Here is an 11,832-nt window from a genome sequence, read left to right on the forward strand (position 1 = left end):
TTTTAAACACTCCTTGTAGTAGTTTAGGTTTTGGCATTAGATCTTGTAGTTTTTGTAATTGGTTAGCCAAGATGCTTTTTTGTGATGGTGTGGTAGTAGGGTTTTGCATTTTTTCTTTGGCATCAAATAAAAAATCTTGTAAAATCCTATTGCTAATTTGCTTCAATCCTAATGCTTTAGCGATTTTCAAATCATCGTTCGCATCTTTGCTGATAGGCGTATAAATGTTTGGAATTTCTTTAGTGTGAGCGTAAAAAATTTTTTCCAAAATAGCGTTGAATTTTTGCCCCTGTTCATCATTATCCATTGCTAAAATAACATTAAGACTTAAATTAGGAATTTTTGGTTCTTTTAGGCGTAAGGCTAGAGCGGGCTTTAAAATGGGTTTAGGGATAAGATTATTTTTATCTCTTATGGGAGAGAAAATGGGATCATTAGGGACTTTTTTAGGGTCATTATCGTGTTTAACTAACTCTTTAGCACGCCATTTTTCATATCTTTTTTGAAAATTTATGTAATTTTCATAGTCCTCTAATTGCTTGTTGTAGCGATCAATTTCTTTGTGGTATTCATTGTATTCCTTACACTTATAAGTGTTGATGGTATTAAGAAATTTATCTACAAATTTTTGCATTCTTTCTTCTGTGAAATTACCAATAGTAGAAATAATAGCTGTTTGATTAGGATCAAACCCTTGCATTTCTAACACGCTTAAGCCATCAAAAACGCTTTCAGCTACAATGATATTTTGAATATTTTTAATATCTTGTGGGCATAAAACTTCAAAACCCTTGATAGAACCTGCTTGCATTAAGTGTTTAGTGGGATTAGTAGCACCTTGCATAGTGAAAGGTTTGGATAATCGCTTGTTATACCCACCCTGTATTAAGTTTCCATTATCATTGGTTAAATAGCAAGGCACGCATAAATTTGCATGTTCATCTTCTTTTAATAAATGATTGTAAGGTTTTAGTAAGGTTTTATCCAAAGAGCGACTATCCAATAAAGTGTGAAACAAGTCTGAGCTTTCTATATCGTAGGTAGGGAGCTTTTCAAATTGTTTCACCACTTTTTGACGCTCTGCTTCTTGTTCTTTGGTAATGATTGCATATAGCTTGGAATTGTTATATTTGTAGTTTGGCTTATCGCTAATTTCTAAATCATCTCTGTTTTTGATTAAATCATTAAAATCTAGCCCACGATTTTTACAAAAGGCGATAATCGTGCCTTTATCTTCATCGTTATGAGTGTTGAAATAATGATAACTCCCATCAGGCTTTCTTGAAACAATAAGTGTGCCTTTAATGGTATCGTATTCATTATAAAGAGCCGGGTTATTTTTGCTTGATTTCTCTACTTTGTGTTTATAACCATTAGAGAGTAAAATCTCATCTAATGGTAAGAATTGTAAATTAGCGATATAAGCCATAGTCTTTTACTCAAATCTACTTTTTTTAATCTTTTTGGCTAGTCTCATTTCATAATGTTTGGTTCTCGCATCATACAAAACACGATCCATTGCTTGAGTGAGAAATTTCATGACTTCAATCGCGGTCTCTACTTCGTTGATTTCAAATAATAATCTCATAGCGATTTCAATTTCCCTATGCACTGATTTAGGCAGATCTTTCACCAAAAGATTTATGTATTCTTTGTTTGTAGGATCAAAGCCTTTAGGGATCACATATTTTTGTGAAATTTTTAAATCTTTTTTGAGTGGGAATTGCATTTTTTGTCCTTTGTTTTCTTTATGATGCTAAAATTTCCTTATCCATAGATAGTTCATCTAATGTTCTATGGATATTCTTTTTTACAATTGCTTGTTGGTAAGAGCACTTGATATTTGGAATTTTTTTACCAACAAGTTGATCATAAGTCAATCTAAATCTATAAGAAAGACAAGGATTATTAACCGACACAAACTCCAAAAAAATATTGTTAAAGTTTTGCATTTGAAAATGCTTAGGGATATTCAAAAAGAATACACCGTGCTTGTTTGCGAGCTTGAATGCTCTATCTTTTAATTTCTTGAAAAGTTTTTTCAAATACCCACAAATTCCTAAAAAGAAGTTATTAGGTAAGTTGCTCTCCCCATTCAAACCTGAATATTCGTAGTCTTCTATTTTAGTGAAGTCATGCATAGACAAAAAACATAACCCTTTTCGTTCTTAAAAGCAGTTAAAAATCCTATTTCCTCTAAAATTTGGAGATTATGTCTTAAGGTTCTATCGCACCATTGCAAGCGAGTTAAGGCATAATGGCGGTTTAACGCAATTTTAGAACTTTTAGAATCTATAACGATTTCACTTAAAAGTTCCATGAGTTTCTTACAGCCTGTGCCACCAAAGAAAGTTGTATTGCTAGGAAAGTTCAATATCTTTTTAAAGATTTTACATTCAACATAACCAAATTTATTAAATCTGAAAGGAATAAACCTGTCTTTTGAATGCCTGGAATAACAGACATTGTTCACATGCATTTCTTTTAAGATATTCGCATCTAAAACTTTTCTTTTAAAAGCTCTTTCTCGCATAGTCCTAATTCCTAGATATTGATTTCTTAGAGATTAGAAAAAAATTACATTCTCTAAAGAATGCGTTTTAGACCCCTTAATTTTGGCCAGAGATTATTACTTTAACTTTAATTTAAGCTATAGGCCAGGATTTTTAGGGTGGATGAGTAAAATTTACACTGACAAACAACGCTATCTAAACGCCCTTTTAAAAATTAAAGATTTTAATTCCACTAGTTTAAAGGTGGAATGCTCTAGTTTTGAAGAAGTGTTGATCGCTTATCCTAATGATTTTTTCTATCTTGACCCCCCTTATGTGTTAGAAATTCTAAAATGTTTAAAGGGATTTATCCTATGCGTAATTTTCCTATCCACCATAATGGTTTTAAACATGAAGTCTTAGCTCACATGCTAAAAAGGCATAAAGGGCCATTTATTTTAAGTTATAATGACTGCGAATTTGTAAGGAATGCCTATAAAGATTTTAAAATTTTAGAGCCATCTTGGCAATACACTATGGGACAAGGCGAGATCAGAATGGGTAAAAATCGCTTAGAAAGAGGCGATAGTAACCATGTCAAACAATCTCATGAGTTATTGATTATCAAGGAGTAAAAATGCATATTAGCGAAGTCAAAACTGCCTTTAAAATCGCTGATGTAGAATATGTGAAAGACAGCACAAAGTTAAATTTCAACTATCTTAAGGATTTAAAAGATGAAAATAATCAATCTTTATCTCAAGATATTTTAACTCAAAATGTGGCTAGAGTGTATTTAATTGTTGTGAATGGTGAGATTAAAAAAATCGGTGGCTCTCAAGCAGATGGTGGGATTAAAAGCACGCTCAATATTTATAAAGATGGGGGAGTCAAAGGGAGGCCTAATATTAGAAGTTTTGGCGTGTGGTATTTTCTTTATCACACAATACTCACAGGGGCTAAAATAGAATTTTACATGATTTATCAGCCTAATTTTGAAACTCAAGTGAAAGGCTTGTTTGGTTTTCATGCAATCAAAGACGCAAGCATAAGCTATAAACTTTTAGAGCAAGCTTGCTTGACGGATTATAGAAACAATAACAATGACGCATTACCCGAATGGAATGTGCAAGAGCAAGGCAAAGATTAGTCAAATGATATTAAAGATGAGCATGCCAATACCACTCAAAAAGCTCAAAACAGAGAAAAGGCCATCCATAGAAAGGCGATTGACAAACCTAGCGGAACTTTAAAAGATTAAATAAAATAATCTTAACCTAAAAAAAGGGCTTTAAGTTTTTGCTCCATTTAAAAAGCATGGGTTTAGATGAAAGGAAAAAATAAAACTTGTATAAAGTAGCAGATATTTTTTGTGGTGCTGGAGGATTGAGCTATGGCTTTTCTGTGCATCCCCATTTTGAATTGATATGGGCCAACGATATAGACAAAGACGCTATTTTAAGCTATCAAGCCAATCATAAAGAGGCGCAAACCATTTTATGCGATATTATGCAACTTGATTGCCACAACTTACCATGCGTTTCAATTGATATTCTACTAGGAGGACCACCATGCCAGAGCTATTCTACCCTTGGCAAAAGAAAAATGGATGAAAAAGCGAATCTGTTTAAAGAATATTTGCGGCTCTTAGATTTAGTAAAACCAAAAATGTTTGTTTTTGAAAATGTGGTGGGTTTAATGTCTATGCAAAAAGGGCAATTATTCAAACAAATTTGTAACGCTTTTAAAGAGAGAGGTTATATTTTAGAGCATGCCATTTTAAACGCCCTAGATTATGGTGTGCCTCAAATAAGAGAGCGAGTGTTTTTAGTGGGCGCGCTCAAAAGCTTTAAACAAAAATTCCACTTCCCCAAACCCATAAAAACGCATTTTTCTCTAAAAGACGCTTTAGGGGATTTACCACCCATTCAAAGCGGTGAAAATGGTGATGCTTTAGGTTATCTTAAAAATGCGGATAATGTTTTTTTGGAATTTGTGCGAAATTCTAAAGAATTAAGCGAGCATAGCAGTCCTAAAAATAATGAAAAACTTATAAAAATCATGCAAACGCTAAAAGACGGACAGAGTAAAGATGATTTGCCCAAAAATTTACGCCCCAAAAGTGGTTATACTAATACCTATGCCAAAATGTGGTGGGAAAAACCAGCCCCCACTATTACAAGAAATTTTTCTACCCCAAGCAGTTCTAGGTGTATCCATCCAAGAGACTCTAGAGCGTTAAGCATTAGAGAGGGAGCAAGATTGCAAAGCTTTCCTGATAATTATAAATTCTGTGGGAGCTCTAGTGCTAAAAGATTGCAAATTGGCAATGCCGTGCCGCCTTTATTGAGTGCAGCGCTCGCACAGGCGGTTTTTGATTTTTTAAGGGATAAAAATGTTTGATAATAACGATTTTAAAGGTTATAGAAATTTATTGGGTTTTAATTCTCAAAATGCGTTTAAGGAATTTTTAGGTGCTAAAGACATACAACCTTGCGTTGATTTCAATTATTTAAACGCGCTCAAAAAAAGGCTTATTGAAATTTTTAGCGCTATCAATAGTGTTTATTGTTTTAAATATAATGAGTATGAATTGGAATGCTTTTTTAAAAACTCCATAGAGCGAGTGTTTTCAAAGATAGTGGACACTCATATTATTTATAAGCTGAATAATCAAGGCAGAAGACCTGAAGAAGTGTGTTTTTCTTGGATGCGTGGGTTTTTAGTAGCGGAGTTTTTTAAGGGTTTTATCGCTTGTCTTTTTGGCGCACAAAAAGAAACCATCAAATTTTTTGGTGGTGATAATTTTGAGAGCATAGAAAACTTTAAAAGAAGTCCTAAAGCCGATTTTTTGTTAGACAATCATTTATTGCTAGAAGTTCAAAGCGGGTTTCAAGGGATCAATGATATTAAAGAACATAAAGTTATAGAAGCTAAAAGGCGTTTGATAACGGATAAAATTCCTACTATTGTGGTGCATTTTGATCTGTTTAACGGGCAAGTAGCGTGCGTAGAAATTTCTAAAATCAAAGACAATGATTTGAATTGGATAACCCGCCAACAAATGGAAGGGCAGAGCGTTTTTAACATTTCGCAAAACTTTTTTGATTACAAAATTACAGAAATACCTAGTAAGCCACTTTCATAAAAACCAATAGCATAATACGGCCTAAATAAAATACAAGATAATAGCATTAAAATGTGGCAAGGTGGATTGAATGTTCGTTATTTTTTGCCCAACATTCGGCGTGAGTGTGTGCCTCAAATGAGGGAGCGAGTGATTTTAGTGGGCACGATTAAAAGCTTTAAACAAAAATCCCACTCCCCCAAACTCATAAAAATGCATTTCTTCAATCAACTTATATTTTGATTTGCCTTAGCCTTTTTATTGCCTCCTATTAAAAGTGATCCCATAAACTTCATTCCTTATTTGGAATAAGGGGTCAGTAGGGGCTTCCACGCCTTTAGGGAGATCGGCTGGGAAATACACATCTTTATTGCAACCCATTCCTTCGTATTCTTCAACTTTCAATGTCCCTACCAGTAATTCCTTGTGTTTGCCTTTCCAAAGTGCAGTCGTGTCGTTGGTGGCATCATTTTTATTCGCAAACACCAGATACATTTGGTATTCTACGGGTTTAGTTTTAAGGTGTTGTTGGAATGAAGAAAGCAGATAATTTGAATCTCTTTGCTTTAATTCTTGGGGGTTAAGATACTTGATGCCGTCTTTAGGCACAAATTTCCATCTCGCAGGCAATAATTTTTCTTTCTTATCTTTAAACTTGAACGCATGCACGCTATAATAAGGCGTGTTAGCCACGCTTGAGCTAATCCCTATCGTTTTTGTGTAAGCGGCAAAATTCTTATAAGAGGGGACTTCTTCATAAAGCTTTTTGATTCTTGCTTCATCCACCTTGCCATTTTTGGGGATTCTCATCTCAAAAAATTGGGCGAATTCGTTAGGGTTTTTGGCAAAATTGATTTCTGTATTGAGCATCACCATTGTCCAGCTAGCGTTTTGGTTTTCTAATTTTAACGCCATTCCCCTAACTTTGCTTTTATCATCCATCGCCACGCCTCCTAAAGAATACCTTACAGACGCAGGGATTTCTTTTTTATTGAGTAATGGCACATCTAAATCCTTTCTTGCTTGCGGGTTAGGGAGGAACACGCCTTTAGCGCAAAACCCCTTAGTGTGGTTGATTTTCATTTTAGGCTCTTTGGCGTTGAGTTTGTAGAAAATATCTGCAATCTCTTCAGCGCTCACTTCATGGGCTTTTAAAAAACCCAAGCTAAAAACCAAACACAAGCTCAAACCAATTTTTTTCATTCTTGATCCTTATTATTATTATTTTTATATAAAACAATGCCTTATTGTATCAGTAAATTCCCTATTGAGCCTTAAAAAAGCCTTTTTTTAAATATCTTATTAGGGTATTAAAAGATTATCCTATCCATTGCATGCTTATGAGCAAGCCTTTAAGGATAAACTTGCGTTTAAATTTTGTGATTTTTAAGAAAAATTAGTTTGATTTTTAGCTAATTCTACATTCTTTTATGCTACAATTATCTTTACAGAGTAATTTATCTATTCTCAGGTAAAGTAAGGAAGAGGAATGAAATTAAAGAAACGAAAAGTTGCGACTACATTGCTAAAGCGTTTTACCTTACCACTATTGTTCACTACGGGTTCATTAGGGGCGGTTACTTATGAAGTGCATGGGGATTTTATCAACTTCTCCAAAGTGGGTTTTAACCATTCGCCTATTAACCCTGTTAAAGGTATCTATCCCACAGAAACTTTTGTTAACCTTACGGGTAAGCTAGAGGGGTCTGTGCATTTAGGTAGAGGATGGACCGTGAATTTAGGCGGTGTTTTGGGCGGACAAGTTTATGATAGCACTAAGTATGACAGGTGGGCAAAGGATTTTACCCCCCCAAGCTATTGGGATAAAACTTCTTGCGGCACTGATTCTTTGAGTCTTTGTATGAATGCCACTAAAATGTGGCAGCAACAAGGGCCAGGCGGTATTATTGACCCTAGAGGTATTGGTTGGGAATATATGGGTGAGTGGAACGGCTTGTTCCCTAACTACTATCCGGCTAACGCCTACTTGCCTGGGGGTTCAAGGCGCTATCAAGTTTATAAAGCGAATCTTACCTATGATAGTAGCAGAGTCCATATGGTAATGGGGCGCTTTGATGTTACGGAGCAGGAGCAAATGGATTGGGTTTACCAATTGTTCCAAGGTTTTTACGGGACTTTCAAGCTCACGAATAAGATGAAGTTCTTGCTCTTTAGCTCTTGGGGTCGTGGTATCGCTGACGGTCAATGGTTGTTCCCTATCTATCGTGAAAAGCCTTGGGGTATTCATAAAGCCGGTATTATTTATCGCCCTACAAAGAATTGGATGATCCACCCTTATGTGTATCTTATCCCAGAAGTAGGCACATTGCCCGGTTTTAAAGTAGAGTATGATACCAATCCTGAGTTTAGCGGTAGGGGCATTAGGAATAGAACGACTTTCTATGCGTTGTATGACTATCGTTGGAATAACGCTGAATACGGTCGTTACGCGCCCGCTCGTTATAACACTTGGGATCCGTTCTTGGATAATGGTAAGTGGCGTGGCTTGCAAGGTCCTGGTGGTGCGACGCTCTTTTTACGCCACCATATAGACATTAACAACTACTTTGTGGTTGGTGGTGCTTATCTCAACATTGGTAACCCTAACATGAACTTAGGTACTTGGGGTAACATCATCGCTGTGGATGGTATCGAACAATGGGTTGGCAGTATCTACAGCTTAGGGTTTGCGGGGATTGACAACATTACCGACGCTGACGCGTTCACCGAGTATGTTAAAGGTGGAGGCAAGCATGGTAAGTTCAGTTGGAGCGTTTATCAGCGCTTCACTACCGCTCCAAGGGCTTTGGAATATGGTATCGGTATGTATCTAGACTATCAGTTCAGCAAGCATGTTAAAGCGGGTCTCAAACTCGTGTGGTTAGAGTTCCAAATTCGTGCGGGTTACAACCCTGGAACCGGTTTCCTTGGGCCAAACGGGCAACCGCTTAACTTGAATAATGGTTTGTTTGAATCTTCTGCGTTCGCGCAAGGCCCTCAAAACATGGGCGGTATCGCAAAAAGCATTACTCAAGACAGAAGCCATTTGATGACACACATTAGTTATAGTTTCTAAGAGAGTTTCCCTATATCTCTTAGATATGTCTTTTTTGTATTTTTATTTTTAATATCTTTGGGAGTTAGGGTTTTGGAAATTAAGAAATATTTTTCTTACTCTCTATTTTTTTTGCTTTTTTCTAGTTTTTTTTTATCCAAACTTCAAGCTTATAAATTCAACATGAGCATTGTTGGAAAGGTGAGCAGCTATACCAAGTTTGGCTTTAACAACCAAAGATACCAGCCTTCTAAAGACATTTATCCTACAGGTAGCTACACTTCTTTACTCGGCGAATTGAATTTGAGCATGGGTTTATACAAGGGTTTGAGAGCGGAAGTGGGGGCGATGATGGCAGCGCTCCCCTATGACTCTACCGCTTATCAAGGCAACAATATCCCTAATGGCCAGCCTGGCTCTAGGACTGATCCTTTTGGAGCGGGTATCTTTTGGCAATACATTGGTTGGTATGCGGGACATAGCGGTTTAAATGTGCAAAAACCTCGTTTAGCCATGGTGCATAACGCTTTTTTGAGCTACAACTACAAAAAAGACAAATTCAGTTTTGGCGTGAAAGGGGGGCGCTATGATGCTGAAGAGTATGATTGGTTCACTTCTTACACTCAAGGGGTTGAAGGCTTTGTCAAATATAAAGACACCAGGTTAAGGGTGATGTATTCAGACGCCAGGGCTTCAGCGTCAAGCGACTGGTTTTGGTATTTTGGGCGTTATTATACAAGCGGTAAGGCTCTAATGATTGCGGATTTGAAATATGAAAAAGACAACCTAAAAATCAACCCTTATTTTTATGCGATCTTTCAAAGAATGTATGCGCCAGGCATTAATATCACTTATGACACCAACCCTAATTTCAACAATAAAGGCTTTCGTTTTGTAGGCACTTTCGTGGGGTTTTTCCCCATTTTTGCCACTCCAGCCAATCAGAATGATATTATTCTCTTCCAACAAGTGCCGTTAGGAAAAAGTGGGCAAACTTATTTCTTCCGCACCCGTTTTTACTATAATAAGTGGCAATTTGGGGGCAGTGTCTATAAAAATATCGGTAACGCTAATGGTGATATAGGTATTTATGGGGATCCTTTGGGGTATAACATTTGGACGAATAGTATTTATGACGCAGAAATTAACAATATTGTTGGCGCTGATGTTATTAATGGGTTTTTATATGTAGGCTCACAATATAGAGGGTTTAGTTGGAAAATTTTAGGCCGTTGGACGGATAGCCCAAGGGCTGATGAAAGGAGTCTTGCGCTCTTTTTGAGTTATTTTTCTAATAAGTATAATATTAGAATGGATTTAAAACTAGAATATTATGGCAATATCACCAAAAAAGGCTATTGTATTGGGTATTGTGGCATGTATGTTCCGGTCGATCCTAACGGGCCTGGGACACAGCCTTTAACGCACAATGTGTATTCTGACAGGAGCCATATAATGTTTAACATTGCTTATGGTTTTAGGATTTACTAGCATTTTATCCTTAATGGATATTTTTGATTAGTCTTTTTAAAATATGGAAAGGCTCTGATCCAATCAAATATTAATACTCAAAAAGCCTTATTTAACTTTATTATTCAATATTTAATACACTAAAACAAAACACCACACCCTACGCAGTTTTTAAACAAGCTAAACGAGTTTAAAGAGGATGTTTTTACCACGCCTAAAGCTAAAGAATACATTGACATAGCGAGCGGTTTTCACAGGCTTTTTAAAAACGACGCTAAGATCGCAGAAAGCCTAAAACCCGCTATTACGAAAAACTTAAGCCAAGGTTTAGCGACCACTTTAAGCGGAGCGTTAAAATACCAATGGACTAAATTTACTTTAGGAACGCTTTACAGGAACGCGCCCGATCGCATTTTAGGCGTGAAATTACCTAAAGCCTTGAACGAAGCCACCGCAGGCGCGGCTTTAAAGTATCACATAAAAAGAGCGTTAGAGAGAAGCCACTCTATAAGCGATTTTAGCAAGAATTTAGAATTAAGCGCGCAAAAATCACACTTTAGCAACAACACGCTTAAAATCATTGAAGAGCTTAATAACGGCGTCAAGCAAGCGAGCGAAGAGTTAAGTAAGAAAGCGAGCGATTTACAACACGCTACAACCCCACTCAAAGAGTTTGGCACTAATTACCCCGAGTTTGCCCTAAAGCCTAAGGAAGCGTTAGAGAAATTATTACAAGAGAGAAACGGACAAGTCGCAGGCGCAGCGTATAGGGATGATTTAGGAGGGATTGATTTTGTGTGGGGAACGCCAAAGACTAAAGAGAGCGTAGGTTATGGGCTAGCACACATAATAGAAAGCCGAGAAAAACAATATAAAAAGTTAGGACTAACACCAGAACAAGCCAAAGAAAGGACTAATGAACTAATTAAAGAAATCCCTAATATCATACAAAAAGGCTTAAAAGAAGAAGACAGGCCAGGTTATGTGGCTATTATTCTAAACAATTCAAAAGTAATTTTAAGTAAGTTTAAGGGAGATAAAGAACTAAAAAATCATTATATGATTACAAGTTTTGAAGTGGATGATAAAGTTTTAAGGGAGTTAGAAACCATTGCACCACTTTCTAACGATTACAGAGATGGCGGTAGCACCTCAAACCTTATTAAAACTAATCCTACACAAAAAGACTTAACCAGTCAAGAGGAATTACTCAAAACAAGCGAAAATTTAAACGAAACCACACAAGAAGCTAAAAATTTAAGCCCATTAGAACAAGCTAACGCCGAAAAGCTTGCGAAATTAGAAAGCGAGAAGCTAGAAAGCGAAAAAGAATTCACGCGCCTAAAAGAGCAAGAACAAGCGCGTAAAGAAGCGTTAAAAAAGAAATTAGAACACGAGCGAGGCAATGCAGGCAACATTGAAAGCGCCACTAAAATAGAAGTAGGAGAGGATATACCCACGCAAAATCAAGCGCAAATCCCTAAAAGCCGAGTTCGGCTAAATGAAAGAGAGATTTACGATCTCAATTATGCGATCGTGAAAGCTAAAGATTTAAAACCAAGCTTTACCACCGGCGGGACGCAAAAAAGAACGGACATGAATGAAGAACAGATTAAAAGCATCGCTGAAAATTTTGACCCTAAGAAGATATTTGGTAGTGGAGGGTTTGAGGATTTACCGATCATTCT

7 protein-coding genes and 4 pseudogenes are annotated in these 11,832 nt (G+C 36.5%); 7 read left to right on the forward strand and 4 right to left on the reverse strand.

The window, feature by feature from the left end; genetic code table 11:
- The 3 genes and pseudogenes from DBU79_RS08040 to DBU79_RS04555 form a co-directional block, all read right to left on the reverse strand.
- Positions 1–1,429, reverse strand: a pseudogene (locus tag DBU79_RS08040) (hypothetical protein); the annotation flags it as partial.
- A gap of 6 nt (positions 1,430–1,435) precedes the next feature.
- Positions 1,436–1,729, reverse strand: coding sequence for a hypothetical protein (locus DBU79_RS04550; protein WP_154411670.1), 294 nt, complete (start codon positions 1,727–1,729; stop codon positions 1,436–1,438).
- Between the two features lie 19 nt (positions 1,730–1,748).
- Positions 1,749–2,533, reverse strand: a pseudogene (locus tag DBU79_RS04555) (hypothetical protein).
- Between the two features lie 40 nt (positions 2,534–2,573).
- Between DBU79_RS04555 and DBU79_RS04560 the strand changes: the two are divergent.
- From DBU79_RS04560 to DBU79_RS04575, 4 genes and pseudogenes are all read left to right on the forward strand, one after another.
- A pseudogene (locus DBU79_RS04560) lies at positions 2,574–3,127 on the forward strand (DNA adenine methylase); the annotation flags it as partial.
- Between the two features lie 2 nt (positions 3,128–3,129).
- Positions 3,130–3,753 (forward strand): annotated as a pseudogene (locus DBU79_RS04565) (GIY-YIG nuclease family protein).
- 86 nt (positions 3,754–3,839) lie between these two features.
- Positions 3,840–4,895, forward strand: coding sequence for a DNA cytosine methyltransferase (locus DBU79_RS04570; RefSeq protein WP_154411672.1), 1,056 nt, complete (start codon positions 3,840–3,842; stop codon positions 4,893–4,895).
- Positions 4,888–5,640, forward strand: coding sequence for a restriction endonuclease (locus DBU79_RS04575; protein WP_154411673.1), 753 nt, complete (start codon positions 4,888–4,890; stop codon positions 5,638–5,640). Before DBU79_RS04570 ends, DBU79_RS04575 begins: the two co-directional genes overlap by 8 nt.
- Positions 5,641–5,877: 237 nt before the next feature.
- On the opposite strand, the gene DBU79_RS04580 is transcribed toward DBU79_RS04575, so the two are convergent.
- A complete protein-coding gene (locus DBU79_RS04580) occupies positions 5,878–6,822 on the reverse strand; it encodes a catalase family peroxidase (RefSeq protein ID WP_154411674.1) in 945 nt (314 codons plus the stop codon).
- A gap of 286 nt (positions 6,823–7,108) precedes the next feature.
- On the opposite strand from DBU79_RS04580, the gene hofC reads away from it, so the two are divergent.
- The 3 genes from hofC to DBU79_RS04595 all read left to right on the forward strand — a co-directional run.
- Entirely contained in the window at positions 7,109–8,695 is a 1,587-nt protein-coding gene (hofC, locus tag DBU79_RS04585; protein WP_154411675.1) for an outer membrane beta-barrel protein HofC, read from the forward strand.
- Positions 8,696–8,767: 72 nt separating this feature from the next.
- Positions 8,768–10,165, forward strand: coding sequence for an outer membrane beta-barrel protein HofD (gene hofD, locus DBU79_RS04590; protein WP_060870979.1), 1,398 nt, complete (start codon positions 8,768–8,770; stop codon positions 10,163–10,165).
- A gap of 417 nt (positions 10,166–10,582) precedes the next feature.
- The coding region (locus tag DBU79_RS04595) for a DUF3519 domain-containing protein (RefSeq protein WP_229764016.1) at positions 10,583–11,832 on the forward strand (1,250 nt) is incomplete at its 3' end.

This window comes from Helicobacter pylori (genome assembly GCF_009689985.1).
GTDB lineage: Bacteria > Campylobacterota > Campylobacteria > Campylobacterales > Helicobacteraceae > Helicobacter > Helicobacter pylori_CG.